The sequence below is a fragment of the Paraburkholderia sp. BCC1884 genome (assembly GCF_900996225.1).
GTDB lineage: Bacteria > Pseudomonadota > Gammaproteobacteria > Burkholderiales > Burkholderiaceae > Paraburkholderia.
This window is the reverse complement of the sequence record NZ_CAAJGL010000044.1, coordinates 151,684-170,742: the sequence shown is the minus strand read 5'-3', so window position 1 is coordinate 170,742 and position 19,059 is coordinate 151,684. Positions and strand designations below refer to the sequence as shown.

The 19,059-nt window shown below is 62.9% G+C and carries 19 protein-coding genes; 14 read left to right on the top strand and 5 right to left on the bottom strand.

Going from position 1 to position 19,059, the window contains the following annotated elements; genetic code table 11:
• Window positions 1–138: 138 nt before the first annotated feature.
• Window positions 139–915: an enoyl-CoA hydratase gene (locus tag FQ705_RS03830; RefSeq protein ID WP_144138092.1), complete on the bottom strand. Its 777-nt coding sequence runs from the start codon at window positions 913–915 to the stop codon at window positions 139–141.
• A gap of 132 nt (window positions 916–1,047) precedes the next feature.
• On the opposite strand from FQ705_RS03830, the gene paaN reads away from it, so the two are divergent.
• The 5 genes from paaN to paaK all read left to right on the top strand — a co-directional run bounded on the left by paaN (window position 1,048) and on the right by paaK (window position 6,868).
• The gene (gene paaN, locus FQ705_RS03825) at window positions 1,048–2,748 is read left to right on the top strand and encodes a phenylacetic acid degradation protein PaaN (RefSeq protein WP_144138091.1); all 1,701 of its coding nucleotides are present in this window, start codon (window positions 1,048–1,050) and stop codon (window positions 2,746–2,748) included.
• 123 nt (window positions 2,749–2,871) lie between these two features.
• Entirely contained in the window at window positions 2,872–4,074 is a 1,203-nt protein-coding gene (pcaF, locus tag FQ705_RS03820; RefSeq protein WP_144138090.1) for a 3-oxoadipyl-CoA thiolase, read from the top strand.
• 50 nt (window positions 4,075–4,124) lie between these two features.
• Window positions 4,125–4,916, top strand: a complete 792-nt coding sequence (gene paaG, locus FQ705_RS03815; protein ID WP_144138089.1) for a 2-(1,2-epoxy-1,2-dihydrophenyl)acetyl-CoA isomerase PaaG — start codon at window positions 4,125–4,127, stop codon at window positions 4,914–4,916.
• Between the two features lies 1 nt (window position 4,917).
• Window positions 4,918–5,379, top strand: coding sequence for a hydroxyphenylacetyl-CoA thioesterase PaaI (paaI, locus tag FQ705_RS03810; RefSeq protein WP_144138088.1), 462 nt, complete (start codon window positions 4,918–4,920; stop codon window positions 5,377–5,379).
• Between the two features lie 184 nt (window positions 5,380–5,563).
• Window positions 5,564–6,868: a phenylacetate--CoA ligase PaaK gene (gene paaK / locus FQ705_RS03805; RefSeq protein ID WP_144138087.1), complete on the top strand. Its 1,305-nt coding sequence runs from the start codon at window positions 5,564–5,566 to the stop codon at window positions 6,866–6,868.
• Between the two features lie 67 nt (window positions 6,869–6,935).
• Here paaK and FQ705_RS03800 read toward each other — a convergent pair whose 3' ends face one another.
• The gene (locus tag FQ705_RS03800) at window positions 6,936–8,060 is read right to left on the bottom strand and encodes a murein transglycosylase A (protein WP_144138086.1); all 1,125 of its coding nucleotides are present in this window, start codon (window positions 8,058–8,060) and stop codon (window positions 6,936–6,938) included.
• 28 nt (window positions 8,061–8,088) lie between these two features.
• On the opposite strand from FQ705_RS03800, the gene FQ705_RS33930 reads away from it, so the two are divergent.
• Window positions 8,089–8,250 (top strand): hypothetical protein, encoded by a 162-nt coding sequence (locus tag FQ705_RS33930; protein ID WP_186307771.1) that lies wholly within the window; start codon window positions 8,089–8,091, stop codon window positions 8,248–8,250.
• A gap of 57 nt (window positions 8,251–8,307) precedes the next feature.
• Here the strand turns inward: FQ705_RS33930 and apaG are convergent, their stop codons facing one another.
• Window positions 8,308–8,682 carry a Co2+/Mg2+ efflux protein ApaG gene (gene apaG, locus FQ705_RS03790; protein ID WP_144138085.1) on the bottom strand — a complete coding sequence of 125 codons (375 nt, stop codon included), beginning with the start codon at window positions 8,680–8,682 and terminating at the stop codon, window positions 8,308–8,310.
• A gap of 276 nt (window positions 8,683–8,958) precedes the next feature.
• Here apaG and rpe point away from each other — a divergent pair, with 276 nt between their 5' ends.
• The 8 genes from rpe (at window position 8,959) to FQ705_RS03750 (ending at window position 16,260) form a co-directional block, all read left to right on the top strand.
• A complete protein-coding gene (gene rpe, locus FQ705_RS03785) occupies window positions 8,959–9,642 on the top strand; it encodes a ribulose-phosphate 3-epimerase (RefSeq protein WP_144138084.1) in 684 nt (227 codons plus the stop codon).
• A gap of 30 nt (window positions 9,643–9,672) precedes the next feature.
• The gene (locus tag FQ705_RS03780) at window positions 9,673–10,389 is read left to right on the top strand and encodes a phosphoglycolate phosphatase (protein WP_144138083.1); all 717 of its coding nucleotides are present in this window, start codon (window positions 9,673–9,675) and stop codon (window positions 10,387–10,389) included.
• Window positions 10,390–10,765: 376 nt separating this feature from the next.
• Complete coding sequence (gene trpE, locus FQ705_RS03775; protein ID WP_144138082.1) at window positions 10,766–12,259, top strand: anthranilate synthase component I; 1,494 nt, start codon at window positions 10,766–10,768, stop codon at window positions 12,257–12,259.
• 13 nt (window positions 12,260–12,272) lie between these two features.
• Window positions 12,273–12,869 (top strand): aminodeoxychorismate/anthranilate synthase component II, encoded by a 597-nt coding sequence (locus FQ705_RS03770; protein WP_144138081.1) that lies wholly within the window; start codon window positions 12,273–12,275, stop codon window positions 12,867–12,869.
• Window positions 12,870–12,886: 17 nt separating this feature from the next.
• Window positions 12,887–13,918, top strand: coding sequence for an anthranilate phosphoribosyltransferase (trpD, locus tag FQ705_RS03765; RefSeq protein WP_144138095.1), 1,032 nt, complete (start codon window positions 12,887–12,889; stop codon window positions 13,916–13,918).
• 30 nt (window positions 13,919–13,948) lie between these two features.
• Complete coding sequence (gene trpC, locus FQ705_RS03760; RefSeq protein WP_144138080.1) at window positions 13,949–14,734, top strand: indole-3-glycerol phosphate synthase TrpC; 786 nt, start codon at window positions 13,949–13,951, stop codon at window positions 14,732–14,734.
• 41 nt (window positions 14,735–14,775) lie between these two features.
• Entirely contained in the window at window positions 14,776–15,402 is a 627-nt protein-coding gene (locus tag FQ705_RS03755; RefSeq protein WP_144138079.1) for a CYTH domain-containing protein, read from the top strand.
• A gap of 33 nt (window positions 15,403–15,435) precedes the next feature.
• On the top strand, window positions 15,436–16,260 hold the full coding sequence (locus FQ705_RS03750) for a uracil-DNA glycosylase (protein WP_144138078.1): 825 nt from the start codon (window positions 15,436–15,438) through the stop codon (window positions 16,258–16,260).
• A 170-nt stretch (window positions 16,261–16,430) separates the two neighbouring features.
• On the opposite strand, the gene FQ705_RS03745 is transcribed toward FQ705_RS03750, so the two are convergent.
• Complete coding sequence (locus FQ705_RS03745; RefSeq protein ID WP_144138077.1) at window positions 16,431–17,027, bottom strand: FMN-dependent NADH-azoreductase; 597 nt, start codon at window positions 17,025–17,027, stop codon at window positions 16,431–16,433.
• A gap of 155 nt (window positions 17,028–17,182) precedes the next feature.
• Window positions 17,183–18,973 (bottom strand): M61 family metallopeptidase, encoded by a 1,791-nt coding sequence (locus tag FQ705_RS03740; RefSeq protein ID WP_144138076.1) that lies wholly within the window; start codon window positions 18,971–18,973, stop codon window positions 17,183–17,185.
• Between the last annotated feature and the right edge of the window lie 86 nt (window positions 18,974–19,059).

Here is a 19,059-nt window from a genome sequence, read left to right as displayed (position 1 = left end):
TCCCAAACCCGTCCAACCCGCTCAAACCCTTGCCATTGCTGGCTCTCCCGCCTCCCCGTGCCCCGGTGTCCGAAGCACGAAAGAGCGAGATTCTAGCGACCCAAACCGGGCCTTGCAAGCGTTATTTTGACAAGCGTATTAACGATGCTTGAAAACCGGTTTGCGCTTTTCCACGAACGCAGCCATCCCTTCCTTCTGATCCTCGGTGGCAAAGAGAGAATGGAACAGGCGACGCTCGAAGTTAACGCCTTCCGCGAGCGTCGTTTCGTAGGCGCGGTTGACCGACTCCTTCACCATCATCACCGCCGGCAGCGGGAACTCGGAGATGGTTGCCGCAGCGGCCACCGCCTCGTCAAGAAGAGAGGCGGCAGGAATCACGCGAGAAACCAGACCGGAACGCTCCGCTTCGACAGCGTCCATGAAACGGGCGGTGAGACACATGTCCATCGCCTTTGCCTTCGAGACCGCGCGCGGCAGGCGCTGGGTCCCGCCGGCGCCTGGCATGACACCGAGCTTGATTTCCGGTTGACCGAATTTGGCTGTGTCGGCGGCGAAGATGATGTCGCACATCATCGCCAACTCGCAGCCGCCCCCAAGCGCGAAGCCCGCCACCGCGGCAATGATCGGCTTGCGGATGGAGCGAACCGTTTCCCAGTTACGGGTGATGTAGTCGCCCTTGTACACATCCATATAGGTGTATGTGGCCATCATGCCGATATCGGCGCCGGCGGCGAACGCCTTCTCGCTGCCCGTAATCACGATCGCCCCGATCTCGTCGTCGGCATCGAACTCACGCAGCGCGGCGCCCAGTTCGTCCATCAATGCGTCATTTAGTGCATTCAACGCCTTCGGCCGATTCAACGTAACCAGCCCAACCCTGCCCCGCGTCTCTACCAGAATGTTCTCGTAAGCCATGCCGCCTCCTGATGATTGATCGCACGCGAAAACGCTTCGCGCGGCCGTCTTAATAATGCTACCATTCACCAACCAACCGGTCGGTCAATTATTCGACAGGCTCTTCCCAACGTACAGCCAAGCCCCTCTGCCATGACACATCCGCTATTCACCAAGCACGAAGACACGCTGCAAAAGGCACTCACCGCGGTTGAAACGCGCGGCTACTGGAGCCCGTTCGTCGAGATGCCCAGTCCGAAAGTGTACGGGGAAACAGCTAACGCGGACGGTGAGGCCGCATTCAAAGCACTTCTCAACCAAACGTTCGAACTTGACCAGCCGTCGACGGGCGAAACCGTCGGGGCCGAAGTCTCGCCGTTCGGCTTCCCGCTTGGCGTACGCTACCCGAAGGCCGACCCCGACGCCCTGATCGCCGCAGCCGCCGCCGCACAGAAAGGCTGGCGCGCCGCCGGCCCGAAGGCGTGGATCGGCGTGTGCCTGGAAATCCTCGCGCGCGTGAACCGCGCCAGCTTCGAAATCGGCTACAGCGTGATGCACACGACCGGTCAGGCATTCATGATGGCCTTCCAGGCTGGCGGCCCGCATGCCCAAGACCGTGCGCTCGAAGCCGTTGTCTATGCGTGGGACCAGTTGCGCCGCATTCCCGCCGACGCCCACTGGGAAAAGCCACAAGGCAAAAACCCGCCGCTCGCCATGCACAAGCGCTATACGGTCGTGCCGCGTGGCACCGGCCTCGTACTCGGCTGCTGCACTTTCCCGACCTGGAACGGCTACCCAGGTCTGTTCGCCGACCTGGCCACTGGCAACACAGTCATCGTCAAGCCGCACCCGGGCGCCATCCTGCCGCTCGCGCTGACCGTGCGGATTGCACGTGATGTCTTGCGCGAAGCAGGCTTCGACCCGAACATCATCACGCTGCTCGCCACCGAGCCGAACGACGGCGCACTCGTGCAAGACCTTGCTCTGCGTCCGGAAATCAAGCTCATCGACTTCACCGGCAGCACGCAGAACGGCACGTGGCTCGAACGGAACGCGCACCAGGCACAGGTCTACACAGAGAAAGCCGGCGTCAACCAGATCGTGATCGACTCGGTCGACGACATCAAAGCCGCCGCTCGCAACATCGCCTTCTCGCTCGCGCTGTACTCGGGCCAGATGTGCACCGCGCCGCAGAACATCTACGTGCCACGCGACGGCATCCGTACCGCCGATGGCACGCTCAGCTTCGACGAAGTAGCTCAGGCGATTGCCGGCTCCGTGCAAAAACTTGCCGCCGACCCGGCCCGTGCAGTCGAACTGCTTGGCGCGATTCAGAACGAAGGTGTCATCCAGCGCATAGACGAAGCCGCCAAGCTTGGCCGCGTCCTCGTCGAAAGCCAGACGCTCGAACACCCGGCGTTTGCCGGCGCCCGCGTGCGCACGCCGCTCGTGCTTCAACTGGATGCCGCTACCGACCACGCGAATGTCACCAAAGAATGGTTCGGCCCGATCTCGTTCGTCATCGCCACCGATTCGACCGCGCAATCGCTCGAACTCGCGGGCGCCATTGCTGCCGAACACGGCGCGCTGACGCTGTCGGTCTACAGCACAGACGAAGGCGTGCTCGAAGCGGCACATGAAGCATCGATCCAGGGCGGCGTAGCACTCTCGATCAACCTGACGGGCGGAGTGTTCGTCAACCAATCCGCGGCCTTCTCCGACTTCCACGGCACGGGTGCGAACCCGGCGGCGAACGCCGCGCTGGCCGACGCGGCCTTCGTCGCGAACCGCTTCCGCGTCGTTCAAAGCCGCGTTCATGTTGAACCGAAAGCGGCGCCGGCGGTAGCTGGTTGAATGGCATAAGACGGGCACTCGTTTTGTCCTATGCCATTTGGCCGAATGGACCGAGCCGCGTGCCCCTACTAACATGAGACATCGGATCGGCATTCGCGCCGGTCCGCGCCAGCAGGGATCCCTATGAACGACGCCTTCATTTGCGACGCGATTCGCACCCCCATCGGCCGCTACGGCGGCGCTCTGAAAGATGTCCGCGCCGACGACCTCGGCGCGGTGCCGATCAAAGCACTGATCAAGCGCAACCCCGGCGTCGACTGGCGCGTGCTCGATGACGTCATCTACGGCTGCGCCAATCAGGCCGGCGAAGACAATCGCAACGTCGCCCGCATGTCGGCGCTGCTGGCTGGCTTGCCCACCGAGGCGCCGGGCGCAACGATCAACCGCTTGTGTGGTTCGGGCATGGACGCGGTCGGTACGGCTGCCCGCGCGATCAAAGCCGGTGAAGCGCGCCTGATGATCGCTGGCGGCGTAGAAAGCATGACTCGTGCGCCGTTCGTCATGGGCAAAGCCAATAGCGCATTCTCACGTCAGGCCGACATTTACGACACGACGATCGGCTGGCGTTTCATCAACCCGTTGATGAAACGCCAGTACGGCGTGGACTCGATGCCGGAAACGGCGGAGAACGTCGCCGTCGAGTTCAGCATCAGCCGCGCCGATCAGGACGCGTTCGCGCTCGCGAGCCAGCAAAAAGCGGCCCGCGCGCAACAGGACGGCACGTTGGCGCAGGAAATTGTCGGCGTTGAAATCCCGCAAAAGAAAGGCGACCCGCTGCGCGTGATGCTCGACGAGCATCTGCGCGAAACGTCCCTCGAAACCCTCGGCAAGCTCAAGGGCGTGGTTCGTCCTGACGGCAGCGTGACGGCCGGCAATGCGTCGGGCGTGAACGATGGCGCCTGCGCGCTGCTGCTCGCGAACCAGCAAGCAGCCGACCAATACGGCCTGCGCCGACGCGCGCGTGTCGTGGGCATGGCCACGGCGGGCGTCGAACCGCGCATCATGGGCATTGGCCCGGCGCCGGCCACGCAAAAGCTGCTCAAGCAACTCGGCATGACGCTCGAACAATTCGACGTGATCGAGTTGAACGAAGCGTTCGCATCGCAAGGTTTGGCCGTTCTGCGCACCCTCGGCTTGCGCGACGACGACCCGCGCGTCAACCCGAACGGCGGAGCCATTGCGCTCGGCCACCCGCTTGGCGCATCGGGCGCGCGTCTGATCACGACCGCGCTGTATCAACTGGAGCGGATCAACGGCCGTTTCGCGCTCTGCACGATGTGTATCGGCGTGGGCCAAGGCATCGCGCTGGTCATCGAGCGGCTCTGACGCCGATACCTGCCGGGCCATCGATCAAACAGACATAGAGGAGACACCCAATGTCATATGAAGCGATCCGCCTCGACATCGACGCGTCGAGCCATGTAGCCACCATTACGCTGAATCGTCCGGATAAGCTCAATAGCTTCACGCGCGCCATGCACCTGGAGTTGAGCGCGGCGCTCGACGAGGTGGAAACGTCCGGCGCCCGCGCACTCGTCCTGACGGGCGCCGGCCGTGGTTTCTGTGCCGGGCAGGATCTTGCCGACCTCGACTTCACGCCAGGCGCGATGACCGATCTCGGCAAGCTGATCGACGAACATTTCAATCCGCTGATCCGTCGTCTGCAAGCGCTCGAGTTGCCGGTTATCGCCGCAGTCAACGGCACGGCTGCCGGTGCCGGCGCCAATCTCGCGCTCGCATGCGATCTCGTGCTGGCGGCTCGCGGCGCCAGCTTCATTCAGGCCTTCGTGAAGATCGGCCTGGTACCCGACTCGGGCGGGACCTGGTTCCTGCCGCAACGTGTCGGCATGGCGCGAGCATTGGGGCTCGCCATCACCGGCGACAAACTCAGCGCGGAGAAAGCCGAAAGCTGGGGCCTCATCTGGCAGACGGTCGACGACATCGAACTCATCGCCACCGCCACGCAGCTGGCCGCGCGACTCGCGCAGCAACCCACGCGCGCTATCGCCGCCATCAAACTGGCCATGCGCACGGGCGCGACGCAAACCCTCGATCAGCAACTCGATCTGGAGCGCGATCTGCAGCGCGAACTCGGCGCGTCGCACGATTACGCAGAGGGTGTGCAAGCCTTCGTCGACAAGCGCGCGCCGCGCTTCGAGGGCCGCTGATATGTCCACTCAAGCCAAACACGCCAGCCAGATGACGCCCGACGAACTAGCACGCGCAACCGCTGCCGCAATGTACGAAAACGATGCGTGCAGCCGGGCGCTCGGGCTCGAAATCCTCGAAGTGCGCCCAGGTTATGCGCGTCTGCGCATGCCGGTGCGCAACGACTTTCTGAACGGCCACCAGATTTGCCACGGCGGACTGATCTTCACGCTTGCGGATTCGACTTTCGCCTTCGCCTGCAACTCGTACAACATCAACACAGTCGCAGCGGGCTGCTCGATCGAATTCCTGCGGCCGGTATCAGGCGGCGACGTGCTGACGGCGGAAGCCATCGAACAGACCCAGAGCGGCCGCACCGGCATCTACGATATTCGCGTCACCAATCGCGCTGACGAGACCGTCGCCATGTTTCGCGGCAAATCGGCGCAAATCAAAGGCAACCTGATTCCCACTGACGATTGAATCCGCGAACCCGCGCCGCATCCGGCGGCCAACGCGCGCCATTGCGAGTGTTCGCTAACGCCGGGCCGCCAGATCGCTCGATCACATGGCCGCATAACCGTATGACCGCGATCAGCCCAGATTTTTTTTGCACCCAGACGCACCTATATCAGACCCAAGCATTGAGGCAGCAAGGAGACATTCGATGACCACCGCCCTTCCGCTCGATCCGATCGAGACCGCCAGCCGCGACGAACTCGCCGCGCTCCAACTTGAACGGCTCAAATGGTCGTTGAATCATGCCTATGAAAATTCGCCGGTGTATCGGCGCAAGTTCGATGAAGCCGGCGTCCACCCGAGCGAAGTGAAAACGCTCGCAGATCTGGCGCGCTTTCCCTTCACCACCAAGAAAGATCTGCGCGACAACTATCCGTTCGGAATGTTCGCCGTGCCGCAAGAGCAGATTTCGCGGATCCACGCGTCGTCGGGCACGACCGGCAAGCCGACCGTGGTGGGCTATACCGCACGCGATATCGACACGTGGGCCAATCTCGTCGCGCGCTCCATCCGCGCCGCCGGCGCGAAGCGCGGCGACAAGGTTCACATAAGTTATGGCTATGGCCTGTTCACCGGGGGCCTCGGCGCGCATTACGGCGCTGAGCGCGCTGGGCTCACCGTGATCCCCTTCGGCGGCGGCCAGACGGAAAAGCAGGTGCAACTGATCCAGGACTTCCGGCCGGACATCATCATGGTGACGCCGAGCTACATGCTTTCGATCGCGGACGAACTCGAACGCCAAGGCATCGATCCCGCCAATTGTTCGCTGCGCATCGGCATTTTCGGCGCGGAGCCGTGGACCAACGACATGCGTCACGCGATCGAAAAGCGCATGGGCATCGATGCTGTGGATATCTACGGCCTGTCCGAAGTGATGGGCCCCGGCGTCGCTTCGGAGTGCGTGGAGACGAAGGACGGCCCGACCATCTGGGAAGATTACTTCTACCCCGAAATCATCGACCCGGAAACCGGCGAGGTTTTGCCGGACGGCGAACTCGGCGAACTCGTATTCACGTCGCTAACCAAGGAAGCGCTGCCGATCATCCGCTACCGCACCCGCGACCTGACTCGCCTTCTGCCGGGCAGCGCGCGCACCATGCGCCGCATGGAAAAGATCACGGGCCGCTCGGACGACATGATGATCGTGCGCGGCGTGAACGTGTTTCCGACGCAGATCGAAGAGTTGCTGCTCAAGCAGCAAGCGCTCGCGCCTCACTACCAGATCGTGCTGACGAAGGAAGGCCCGCTCGATGTACTGACGTTGAACGTCGAGCCGTGCCCGGAAACCGCGCCGGACACCGCTGCGTTGAACACGGCAAAGCAGGCGCTGACTTACGACATCAAGGCGCTGATCGGCGTGAGTGCGGTGGTGAATGTGCTGGGTGTGAACGGCATCGAGCGTTCGGTCGGCAAAGCGCGACGCGTGATAGACAAACGCACGTCGGGACTGTGACGCGAGCATGAGCGAATCGCGCCATGTCTGATTACGTACTCGGACGTGGCGCGACGGTTTCAGCGATTCAGGAATTCGGCAGCAGCAACCACATCCGGCCGCCCTGCTTCATCTTGCCGGCCAGGTCGCCGGCATCGTCACCGAGACCCCAGAAGTAATCCGCGCGCACGCCACCCTTGATCGCCGAACCGGTGTCCTGAGCAAAGACCAGGCGGTTCATCGGCGAATTGGTGAGCGGACGGGTGGTCTGCAAAAACACCGGCGTGCCGAGCGGAATCGACGACGGATCGACCGCAATCGAACGCTCCGGCGTCAACGGCACGCCCAGCGCACCGATCGGACCATCGGCGCCGCCACCCGGTGCACTTTCGCCGGACGGCATCTCGCGGAAGAACACGAAGCGCGGATTTGTATCAAGCAACGCATCGACCCGCGTCGGGTTGTTACGCGCCCATGTCTTGATCCCTTGCATGGTGGCCTGCGCAGGCGTGAGTTCTCCGCGATCCAGCAGCCAGCGTCCAATCGACTTGTAAGGCTGATTGTTGGTGCCGCCGAAACCCACCCGCATCACGCTGCCGTCTTCCATCACGACGCGTCCGGAACCCTGCACCTGCAGGAAGAACGCTTCGATCGGATCGTCGACCCATACGAGTTCATTGCCGCTGAGCACACCCGCGCGCTCGAGTTGCGCGCGCACCGGCAGCGGCGCACCCGCGCGATAGCCCGACGGCCAACGATACAGCGCAGTCTGGTACACACCATGCCGCGTGCGCGAACCGCGCAGCAGAGGCTCGTAGTAGCCGGTGACGAGTCCATCCAGCGTGCCGTCGTTGTTGGCCAACTGGAACGGCGTGAAATAGGCTTCGAAAAAGGCCCGCGCGCTGGTCACGTCGAGATCGTCGATTTGCGAGGCCGCTGCACAGGCCCGTGCCCAGTTCGGCTGACGCGCCAGTCTCACGCAGTTCTGTCGCAGCGCCGCCGTCGCGCCGATGAGGGAGTCATCCTGCCAGCCCGGCACCTGTTGCCAGGCGACCGCGGTCAGACGCGTCGCGGCAATCTGCCCAGGTATGATTGCTGCACCCGTAGGCGGCGAAACCGAGGGCCGCACCACGCCACCGCCGCCGCATGATGCCAGCATCACCGCAACCGAAAGCGCGCTGAGCCAGGCTCCGGCCGCGCGGACAAAACGCATACAATGTTCGTTCTTGATGGAAACCGCCATGTCTGATCTGTTCGACGAATACCCGATGCTCATCTTCGCGCTGGAATCGCTCGTCGCGCTCTTCCTGCTCGTCTTTATCGTGGTATGGACGTCATCCGGCAAGAAGAAAGCGGCGCGTGCGAACGCCGGTGAACAACAAAAGCCGCAAAGCCCGCAGTAACGTTGCGCGTCCGACCACGCCTTCGACTGACTAAAGACCGCGGCCCGCGCCTGCGGTTCAATGCAACGTACGCGGCATGCGCAGAATGAACTCCGGCACCGGCGCGTCGAAACGCTCGCCGTCCTCGGCCACGCAAAAATACGCACCGCGCATGGTGCCGACCGGCGTGGCGATCACCGCCCAACTCGTATATTCGAAATGCTCGCCCGGTTTGAGCAAGGGCTGATGCCCCACCACGCCCAAGCCTTTCACTTCCTGCACGCTGTCGTCGCTGTCCGTGATCACCCAATGACGCGCAATCAACTGCGCGGGCACCTGACCGGTGTTTCGGATAGTCAGCGTGTAGGCGAACGCAAACTGGCGGCGCTCTGGGTCCGACTCTTCGGGCAGATATTGCACCTGCGCAGAGACGCTGAATTCGTACTGGCTCATCCTGATTCCGGTCTGGTAAAACGGGGGTGAAAAATCGCGGGAAAGCCCGAACGCCAATGGTTTGCGGGCGCACTGGCAATGCCGTGCTGATGGTTTGGCATTCTGCTTGATGCGCGGCAGGGCCGCAACCCGACAAATCCCTTTGGCCAAGGGCTGGTAAGGCGTTTTGTCACTTTCGCGGCGTAATAAAGGAAGTCGCGGCGAAGCGTCGGCGAGTCGGCCCAGACGCGCACAAACCGGTAAAATGGCGCTTTCCCGCCTGCCTCCGCCCACGCCATGACGCAATTCCGCATTTCCCCCAGCATTCTGTCCGCCGATTTCTCCCGCCTCGGCGAAGAAGTCCGCAACGTCGTCGCCGCCGGCGCCGACTGGATTCACTTCGACGTGATGGACAATCACTATGTGCCGAACCTGACAATCGGCCCACTGGTCTGCGAGGCGCTCCGCCCGCACGTGGACGTGCCGATCGACGTGCATCTGATGGTGCGCCCGGTCGACCGCATCGTGCCGGACTTCGCGAAAGCCGGCGCGAACATCATCAGCTTTCACCCGGAAGGCTCGGACCACATCGACCGCACGCTGTCGCTGATCCGCGATCACGGCTGTAAGGCGGGCCTGGTGTTCAACCCGGCCACCTCGCTGAGCTACCTCGATTACGTCATGGACAAGGTCGACCTCGTGCTGATCATGTCGGTGAATCCGGGCTTCGGCGGCCAGTCGTTCATTCCCGAGGCGCTCGTCAAGCTGCGCGCAGCACGTAAGCGCATCGACGAATACAAGGAACGCACCGGCCGCGAAATTCACCTTGAAGTGGATGGTGGCGTAAAGGTCGACAACATCGCCGAAATTGCGGCAGCGGGCGCGGACACCTTCGTGGCCGGTTCGGCGATCTTCGGCCAGCCGGATCACAAGGTCGTGATCGACCAGATGCGCGCGGCACTTGCCAACATCGAGCACTGAGCTTCCCCCGATCCTGATCCAGCCCACCCAATGACCGCTCACTTCCCCGCTCCGACATTCACCGGCCCGCGCCTGCAAGCCGCGATCATCGACCTCGACGGCACGATGATCGACACCGCCGACGATTTCACCGCCGGCCTGAACGGCATGCTCGCGCAACTCGACGCGGCGGAAACCTCGCGCGAGGAAGTGGTCGGCTATGTCGGCAAGGGCTCGGAGCATCTGATCCGCAGCGTGCTGGCGCCGCGCTTCGAAACGGAGCACGCGCAAGACCGTTTCGACGAAGCGCTTGCGATCTATCAGGAGGAGTACGCGAAGATCAACGGCATGCACACGCGGCTCTATCCGGACGTCGAGGCCGGTCTGATCGCCATGCGCGACGCCGGTCTCAAGCTTGCCTGCGTCACCAACAAGCCGCACCGGTTCGCGGTCGAGCTGCTGGAGCAATACGGCCTCGCGCAGTATTTCAGCGTCGTGCTGGGCGGCGACAGCCTGTCGAAAAAGAAGCCGGACCCGCTGCCCATGCTCACTGCTGCAGCGCAGCTCGGCGTCGAGCCGCAAGCCACCGTGGCCATCGGCGATTCGGAGAACGATGCGTTGGCGGGCCGCGCGGCGGGTATGGCCACGCTGACCGTACCGTACGGCTACAACCATGGCCGAGCTATACAAGAAATAAAATCCGATGGTATAGTTGCCTCGCTGCTGGACGCCGCCAAGGCGATCGCAGCGCACCATTCCACGACTTGAAAAGTCCATCATCCTCATGTTTCTGAACAAAAAACGGAGTCTGATTAGCATCGACCGGGGAGCCTGGCCCTGGCGTCGCTGGTCGCGCTAACCTCGCCTGAGGTACGCTGAAGCCTGTCTTCGGCAACCGTTTTTTGCTTCGCTGCGCTCACGCGTTTTTTCCATCATCAAAGTTTCGCTGCATCGGTTGATTCGGCCTGTGTGTACCCACAAAGTACATCTCGGCGCTGAAACCCTGTGCATGCGTCGATGGGAAACTCGCGCCGGTCGGTATCATCATCGTGTCGAAACTGTCGAACGAACGCCCTGACCGGACGCGCAACGCCCCGCTTTGTCTGACGCACGCCGCCGCCGGACCACCGTACAGGATCGGAACATGACCGAACTCGAATTCCAGTCCCTCGCCAACGAGGGTTTCAACCGCATTCCGTTGATCGCCGAAGCACTCGCCGACCTCGAAACGCCCCTGTCGCTCTACCTGAAACTCGCGCAGAGCGAACGCAACGGCGCCAACTCGTTCCTGCTGGAGTCGGTGGTGGGCGGCGAACGTTTCGGCCGCTATTCCTTCATCGGACTGCCGGCGCGTACGCTGCTGCGCACCCGCAACGGCGTGTCGGAAGTAGTGCGCGACGGCAAGGTCGTCGAAACGCACGAGGGCGATCCGCTCGACTTCATCCAGCAGTTCCAGGGCCGCTTCAAAGTCGCGCAGCGCCCGGGGCTGCCGCGTTTCGCGGGCGGGCTGGCCGGTTATTTCGGCTACGACGCGGTGCGCTACATCGAGAAGAAGCTCGCGCGCACCACGCCGAAAGACGATCTGAATCTGCCCGACATCCAGTTGCTGCTGACCGAAGAAGTCGCGGTAATCGATAACCTCGCGGGCAAGCTGTATCTCGTGGTCTACGCCGATCCGACGCAGCCCGAGGCGTACACGAAGGCGAAACAGCGTCTGCGTGAACTGCGTCAGCGTTTGCGTACGACCGTGCAACCGCCGGTCACGTCGGCCAGCGTGCGCACCGAGACTTATCGCGAGTTCGGCAAAGACGATTACCTCGCCGCCGTGCGCAAGGCGAAGGAATACATCGCGGCCGGCGAACTGATGCAAGTGCAGGTCGGCCAACGCCTGACCAAGCCATTCCGCGACAATCCGCTATCGCTGTACCGCGCGCTGCGCTCGCTGAATCCGTCGCCGTATATGTATTTCTACAACTTCGGCGACTTCCACGTGGTAGGTGCATCGCCCGAAATTCTGGTGCGCCAGGAAAAACGTGGCGAAGATCGCATCGTCACGATCCGGCCGCTCGCCGGCACGCGTCCGCGCGGCAATACGCCGGAACGCGACGCCGAACTCGCGACCGAACTGCTGAACGATCCGAAGGAAGTCGCCGAACACGTGATGCTGATCGACCTCGCGCGCAACGACGTGGGCCGCATCGCGCAGATCGGCTCGGTGATCGTGACCGACAAGATGGTGATCGAAAAGTACTCGCATGTGCAGCACATCGTCAGTTCGGTCGAAGGCAAACTGAAACCCAGCACCACCAATTTCGACGTGCTGCGCGCCACCTTCCCGGCCGGCACGTTGTCGGGTGCGCCGAAGGTTCGCGCGATGGAGTTGATCGACGAACTGGAGCCCGTCAAGCGCGGCCTGTACGGCGGTGCGGTCGGCTATCTGTCGTTCACGGGCGAAATGGACCTCGCCATCACGATCCGCACGGGCGTGATCGCGAACGGCAATCTGTATGTGCAGGCGGCAGCGGGTGTCGTCGCGGATTCGGTGCCCGAGTCCGAATGGCAAGAGACCGAGAACAAGGCACGCGCTGTATTGCGCGCCGCCGAGCAAGTTCAAGACGGCCTCGATAGCGACTTCTGACCGGAGACACACCATGCTGCTCATGATCGACAACTACGACTCGTTCACCTACAACCTGGTGCAGTACTTCGGCGAACTCGGCGAAGACGTGCGCACCTACCGGAACGACGAAATCACGCTGGACGAAATCGCGAAACTCAACCCCGAGCGCATCTGCCTGTCGCCCGGTCCGAGCAATCCGCAACACGCCGGCATCACGCTCGACGTGCTGCGCGAATTCGCCGGCAAGACGCCGATTCTCGGCGTGTGCCTCGGCCATCAGGCCATCGGCGAAGCTTTCGGCGGCCGTGTGGTGCGCGCGCAAACCATCATGCACGGCAAGGTCAGCACGATCGAAACCGATTGCAAGGGCGTGTTCGCCGACCTGCCGAAGCATTTCGTCGTGACCCGCTACCACTCGCTCGCAATCGAGCGCGAGTCGCTGCCCGATTGCCTGGAAGTGTCGGCATGGACCGACGACGGCGAGATCATGGGTGTGCGTCACAAGGAACTGGCCGTCGAAGGCGTGCAATTCCACCCCGAATCGATCCTGTCCGAACACGGCCACGCGCTGCTCGAAAACTTCGTGAAGCAGTCGAAGCTCGCGAGCGCGTCCGCGCAACGCGCCTGATGAAGAGAGACGAAATCATGTCGATTACGCCCCAGGAAGCGTTGCAACGGACCATCGAGCACCGCGAGATTTTCCACGACGAAATGCTGCACCTGATGCGCCTCATCATGCGCGGCGAACTCTCGCCCGTGATGGCGGCGGCGATCATCACCGGCTTGCGCGTCAAAAAAGAGACTATCGGCGAAATCACCGCGGCCGCCACGGTGATGCGTGAGTTTGCCCGTCACGTCGACGTGGCGGACAACTCGAACTTCGTCGATATCGTCGGCACCGGCGGTGACGGCGCGCACACGTTCAACATCTCGACCGCGACGATGTTCGTCACGGCCGGCGCGGGCGCCAAGGTCGCGAAACACGGCGGCCGCAGCGTGTCGAGCAAATCGGGTAGCGCGGACGTGCTCGAAGCACTCGGCGTGAAGATCGATCTGCAGCCGGAACAGGTCGCGGCGTCGATTGAGGAAACCGGCATGGGCTTCATGTTCGCGCCGAATCATCATCCGGCCATGAAGAACATCGCGCCGGTGCGCCGCGAACTCGGCGTGCGGACCCTCTTCAACATTCTCGGCCCGCTCACCAATCCAGCCGGCGCACCGAATCAGCTGATGGGCGTGTTTCACGGCGATCTGGTCGGCATTCAGGTGCGCGTGATGCAACGCCTCGGCGCGAAGCACGTACTGGTGGTCTATGGCATGGACGGCATGGACGAGGTCTCGCTCGGCGCGGCCACGCAAGTCGGCGAGTTGCGCGACGGGCAGATTTTCGAGTACGAGATTCATCCGGAAGACTTCGGCATGCAGATGGTGTCGAACCGTTCGCTCAAAGTAGCCGACGCCGAAGAATCGAAAGCCATGCTGCTCGAAGCGCTCGACAACACGCCGGGCGTGGCGCGCGAAATCGTCACGCTGAACGCGGGCACGGCGCTGTATGCGGCGAACGTGGCGTCGTCGATCGCGGACGGCATTGGTCTTGCGCGCGAATCGATCGCGAGCGGCAAGGCCCGCGCGAAGGTCGACGAGCTGGTTCGCTTCACCCAGCAATTCAAGCAGTGATCAAGTAGCACTCAACGTAGCGAGACAGTTATGAGCGATATCCTCGACCAAATCATTGCGGTCAAACGCGAAGAAGTCCGCGTAGCCGAACAGAGCGCACCGCTCGAAGCGCTGCGCCTCGAAGCGTCGTCGCGCGATATCCGCGATTTCGTCGGCGCATTGCGCGCGAAGCATGCGGCCGGTCTGGCGGCGGTCATCTCCGAAGTGAAGAAAGCGAGCCCGTCGAAAGGCGTGTTGCGTGAACACTTCGTGCCAGCCGAAATCGCGCGTTCGTACGAGAAGCACGGCGCAGCGTGTCTTTCCGTGCTGACCGACGTGCAGTTCTTCAAGGGCAGCGTCGCGTATCTGGAAGAAGCGCGCGCCGCCTGCAATCTGCCGGTGCTGCGCAAGGACTTCATCGTCGACCCGTATCAGATCGTCGAAGCCCGCGCGATGGGCGCCGACGCGATCCTGCTGATCGCCGCCGCGCTCGACACCTCGCAGATGCAGGATCTCGAAGCGCTCGCGCATTCGCTAGGTCTGGCCGTGCTGGTCGAAGTGCACGACAGCAATGAGCTGATGGAAGCGCTCACGCTGAAGACGCCGCTGATCGGCATCAACAATCGTAATCTGCGTACCTTCGAAACGTCGATCGAGACGACCATCGGCATGCTCGAATCGATTCCGGACGACCGCATCGTCGTCACGGAGTCGGGCATTCTGTCGCGCGTCGATGTCGAACGTCTGCGGGCGATGGACGTGCACACGTTCCTCGTCGGCGAGGCGTTCATGCGCGCGGACGAGCCGGGTGTGGAACTCGCGCGTATGTTTTTCTAGGCGCGGCGTCAAACACACGGGCACAGGTAGCGGAGCAGATCATGGGCATGGAACGCGAAATCAAGCTGGCCTTGCCGGCTGAGCAGGTGCAGGCGGCGACGCAGTGGTTCGTCGCGCGTACGGGCGTCGACGGACGTCCGGTCAGGCTGGCAAATATTTACTTCGACACGCCCCAACTGAGCCTGGCGTCGTCGAAGAGCGCGCTGCGTTTGCGTCATACGCCGGAGGGCTGGCTGCAAACTTTCAAGACGGTAGGCCACGCGAAAGACGGCTTGCACAGCCGGCACGAGTGGGAAATGGCGGTGGCGGGCGAGAAGCTGGAGATCGACGCATTGTTGCGCGAATGCGATGAACCCGAGGCGGCGGACGCTTTGCGTCAAGCCGCGCCGACGCTCAGCGAACTGTTCCGCACAGATTTCACGCGCACGTTGTGGAACGTCGAACTCGACGGCGCCAGGATCGAGGCCGCCATCGATCGAGGCGACGTGATCGCCGAAGTGAACGGGCAAACGCGTCGTGCGCCGATCTGCGAAATCGAACTCGAACTGAAATCCGGCGACGAAGCCGCGCTTCATGCGCTGGCGGCGGAACTGGGCAAGCACATCAGCGGCCTGAAGCCGGACGACGTCAGCAAGGCACAGCGCGGTTATCAATTGCGGGCGGGTTGAGCAACGCCGCGTTTGCTGCGACACTTCCCCGCCATGACCTCCGCATCCCGCACCCGCTCCACTTCGTCGCAGGCTTCGCTGTTTGGCGACGCCGCGTCCACGACGACCACGCCGTCGTCAGAATCCACCGCCAGCGCGCCGCCCACACTCGAAGCGCAATTCGCCGCCCTGCCCCCGGCCTGGCGCGCGCATCTCAAACCCTTCATCGAAAGCGACGCTTACGCGCCGCTTTGCCGTTTCGTCGACGGTGAACGCGCGGCCGGTAAAACCGTGTATCCCGCCGATGTCTTCCGCGCGCTGCGTCTAACCAGTCCCGATGAAGTGAAAGTGGTGATCCTCGGTCAAGACCCGTATCACGGCGAAGATCGCGGCACGCCACAAGCCCACGGGCTCGCGTTCTCGGTCGCGCCGAACGTACGCACGCCGCCGTCGCTGCGCAACATCTTCAAGGAAATTGCCGCGAGTCTCGGGCACGAGACGCCGCGCCACGGTTGCCTCGACACGTGGGCGAAACAAGGCGTGCTGCTGTTGAACACCGTGCTGACCGTCGAGCGCGACGCGGCAGCCAGTCACGCGAAGCGCGGCTGGGAAAAATGCACCGACACGTTGATCCACGAACTGGCGATGCGCCACGACGGCGTCGTGTTCATGCTGTGGGGCGCGCACGCGCAGGCCAAACGCGCGTTGCTCGGCGGCAAGTCGCATTACGTGCTGGAGGCGCCGCATCCGTCGCCGCTGTCGGCGCATCGCGGTTTTCTCGGTTGCGGACACTTCGCCAAGGCCAACGACTATCTCACGCAGCAGGGACGCCCGCCGATCGATTGGCGTCTGCCGGACGAGGCGCAAATGCTGGCCTGAGGATTCGAGGCACCGACGCGGGCAACACGGACAACCAAAAACCGAGCGCCAAAAACAAAAACGCCACGAACCTGAAAAGTCGTGGCGTTTTGTCGTTCATCGCATCGCGCGTTCAGGCGTCATGCGCGCGCCGCCTTACCGCGGCGCTGGTCAAGCCTGATGCCTTGACCTCAAGCAGCAGCGATCGCTTCGCGCGCGGAAGCCAGAGCGGCGCCGGCAGCGTCCGGACCCATGTTCAGGCCTTCGGCGTAGATGAAGTTCAGATCGGTCATGCCGAGGAAACCCAGGAAGCTCGTCAGATACGGCGTCTGGCTGTCATGCGCCGTGCCCAGATACTTGCCGCCGCGTGCCGAGACAACGAACACCTTCTTGCCCTTCACCAGACCTTCCGGACCGTTCGCGGTGTACTGGAACGTGATGCCGGCGCGAGCGATGAAGTCGAAGTACGTCTTCAGTTGCGACGAGATGCCGAAGTTGTACAGCGGCGCGCCGATCACGACGATGTCGGCGGCTTGCAGTTCGGCGATCAGCGCTTCGCTGCGTGCAGCAATCGCGTTTTGCTCTGCCGTACGCTGGTCAGCCGGCGTGAAGAACGCGCCGAGGACGGCGTCGTCCAGGTGCGGCAGCGGTTCGGCTTGCAGATTGCGGACAACGACTTGCGCGCCCGGATTCGATTGTTGCAGCTTGGCGGTCAGCTCATTGACGAGTAGCGTCGAGTTCGCGCCTTGTGAGCGGGCTGCCGAGTTGATTTGCAGGATCGTGGTCATGGTGTGACTCCAGTAGGGGCGCGCAATGTTGCGCGAGTGGAGCCATTGTGTTTTTTTACCGACCCGGGAAAAAGCCATCTGGCGGCGACGGATTGTTGCACTGGTAGAACAATCCGCCGCTGCCGGCCGTCGATTGACGACGGCAGGGATGACGATCAGCTCGCTAGCCAGCGTTCGCGTGCCTTGCGCGCAGCGGGCCGTTTGTCGCTGACGGCGAACTTGTAGCGCGCCACCTCTGGCCCGTCCAGCTTGACTTGCGCGGTGCGCAGCTCGTCGCGGCGGAAGGCGTGAACCTCCACTTTTGCGCCCGGCTGGTAGCGCGCCAGCAGCCCGTCGAGATTCGAGCCGGTGACGCGCAGACCGTCGAGCGCGATTAGCACGTCGCCGGCTGACAGCCCGGCTTTTTGCGCGGCGCTGCCGTCATGGACCGCCGCCAGCGTGCAATCCGCGCCGCCGCGCAGACGCACGCCCAGCGACGGCTTGTCGCTCTTGTCGATCTCTTTCGCCAGCACGATACCGAAAGGCGCGAGCAGCGTGTCGAGCGGGATGTCGCGCGTGCCGTGCACGGCTTCGGCGAACAGTTCGCCGAGATTCGCGCCCGTCGCTTCCGCGAACAGCGCCTCGATCTCGCTTTCTTCCACGCCGACCGGTTTGCCGCGATAGAAGTCCCGGCCAAAGCGCTGCCACAGCAGACGCATCACGTCGTCGAGCGATTTGCGGTTGTTGGTCTGCGCGCGAATCGTCAGATCGAAGGCGAGCGCGACGAGCGAGCCCTTGGTGTAATAACTGACGATCGCATTCGGCGCGTTTTCGTCCTGGCGGTAGTACTTGACCCACGCGTCGAACGAGCTTTCGGCGACGGTCTGCTTCAGACGACCGCTGCCGCGCTGCACGCCACCGACCACTTTGCCGAGCAGGCCGAAATAGTCGTCCTGCGAAATCAGTCCGCTGCGCACCAGAATCAGGTCGTCGTAGTACGAGGTGAAGCCTTCGAACAGCCACAGCAGCGACGTGTAGTTTTCGACGTTCAGGTCGTACGGCGCGAACACCGCCGGCTTGATGCGCTTCACGTTCCAGGTGTGGAAATACTCGTGGCTGCACAGACCAAGGTAGGTCCGGTAGCCTTCGGTCATGGCGTCACGCCCTTCGAGCGGCAGATCGCTGCGGTTGCAGATCAGCGCCGTCGACGCGCGATGCTCCAGCCCGCCGTAACCATCGGTGACGGCCTGGGTCATGAAGACGTAGCGCTCCATCGGCGCTTTCTTCGACTTCGGCTCGAACAAGGCGATCTGCGCTTCGCAGATGCGCTTCAGGTCCGCCGACAGCCGCGCCATATCCAGCCCGACCACGCGCCCGGCAATCACGATGTCGTGCGGCACGCCATGCGCCTTGAACGTCGCCAAGGAAAATTCGCCCAGCGTGACCGGATGATCGATCAATTCGTCATAGTTCTGCGCGCGATATTCGCCGAAGCCGTAGCGCTTCGTGCCGCGCGCTTCCGGCAGCGCGGTGGCCACGCGCCAGTTGCGATACGCCGCGCCTTCCGGCTTCTGGATATCGACCACGCATTGCGCTTCCTCGTGACCGAGCGGCGAGAGAAACACGCTCGTGCCGTTGAAGAAGCCCGTCGTATCGTCGAGATGCGCCGCGCGCACCGACAAGTCCCACGCGTACACCTCGTAGCGCAAAGTCAGCGCGCCCTTGACCGGCGCGGCCTGCCACGTGTGCTTGTCGGTTTTCTCGACGCGCACCTTGCGGCCCGCGTCGTTGAAGGCGCGCAGCGTGACGATGTTGCGCGCGAATTCCCGCACCATGTAGCTGCCCGGAATCCAGACCGGCAGCATGAATTGCTGTCCGGCCGGATCGGGATCGGCGACGGTCACGGTTACTTCGAAAAGATGGGCGGCGGGTTGCTTGGGAACGATGCTGTAGCGGATCGGCTTCATCGGCGGGGAATAGGAGGTTTCGAGGCGGAGTATGCGGGACTGGATGTGAAAGGAGGCGCCCTGCGCGCCTCCTTACTGCTACGTTT

Coding starts and splice junctions, on each gene's coding strand:
- rpe (WP_144138084.1), top strand. CDS start 8,959: ATGACGCAATTCCGCATTTCCCCCAGCATTCTGTCCGCCGATTTCTCC.
- paaI (WP_144138088.1), top strand. CDS start 4,918: ATGTCCACTCAAGCCAAACACGCCAGCCAGATGACGCCCGACGAACTA.
- FQ705_RS33930 (WP_186307771.1), top strand. CDS start 8,089: ATGTCTGATCTGTTCGACGAATACCCGATGCTCATCTTCGCGCTGGAA.
- FQ705_RS03740 (WP_144138076.1), bottom strand. CDS start 18,973: ATGAAGCCGATCCGCTACAGCATCGTTCCCAAGCAACCCGCCGCCCAT.
- trpD (WP_144138095.1), top strand. CDS start 12,887: ATGTCGATTACGCCCCAGGAAGCGTTGCAACGGACCATCGAGCACCGC.
- trpC (WP_144138080.1), top strand. CDS start 13,949: ATGAGCGATATCCTCGACCAAATCATTGCGGTCAAACGCGAAGAAGTC.
- apaG (WP_144138085.1), bottom strand. CDS start 8,682: ATGAGCCAGTACGAATTCAGCGTCTCTGCGCAGGTGCAATATCTGCCC.
- FQ705_RS03755 (WP_144138079.1), top strand. CDS start 14,776: ATGGGCATGGAACGCGAAATCAAGCTGGCCTTGCCGGCTGAGCAGGTG.
- paaG (WP_144138089.1), top strand. CDS start 4,125: ATGTCATATGAAGCGATCCGCCTCGACATCGACGCGTCGAGCCATGTA.
- FQ705_RS03830 (WP_144138092.1), bottom strand. CDS start 915: ATGGCTTACGAGAACATTCTGGTAGAGACGCGGGGCAGGGTTGGGCTG.
- paaK (WP_144138087.1), top strand. CDS start 5,564: ATGACCACCGCCCTTCCGCTCGATCCGATCGAGACCGCCAGCCGCGAC.
- FQ705_RS03780 (WP_144138083.1), top strand. CDS start 9,673: ATGACCGCTCACTTCCCCGCTCCGACATTCACCGGCCCGCGCCTGCAA.
- paaN (WP_144138091.1), top strand. CDS start 1,048: ATGACACATCCGCTATTCACCAAGCACGAAGACACGCTGCAAAAGGCA.
- FQ705_RS03750 (WP_144138078.1), top strand. CDS start 15,436: ATGACCTCCGCATCCCGCACCCGCTCCACTTCGTCGCAGGCTTCGCTG.
- trpE (WP_144138082.1), top strand. CDS start 10,766: ATGACCGAACTCGAATTCCAGTCCCTCGCCAACGAGGGTTTCAACCGC.
- FQ705_RS03745 (WP_144138077.1), bottom strand. CDS start 17,027: ATGACCACGATCCTGCAAATCAACTCGGCAGCCCGCTCACAAGGCGCG.
- FQ705_RS03770 (WP_144138081.1), top strand. CDS start 12,273: ATGCTGCTCATGATCGACAACTACGACTCGTTCACCTACAACCTGGTG.
- pcaF (WP_144138090.1), top strand. CDS start 2,872: ATGAACGACGCCTTCATTTGCGACGCGATTCGCACCCCCATCGGCCGC.
- FQ705_RS03800 (WP_144138086.1), bottom strand. CDS start 8,060: ATGCGTTTTGTCCGCGCGGCCGGAGCCTGGCTCAGCGCGCTTTCGGTT.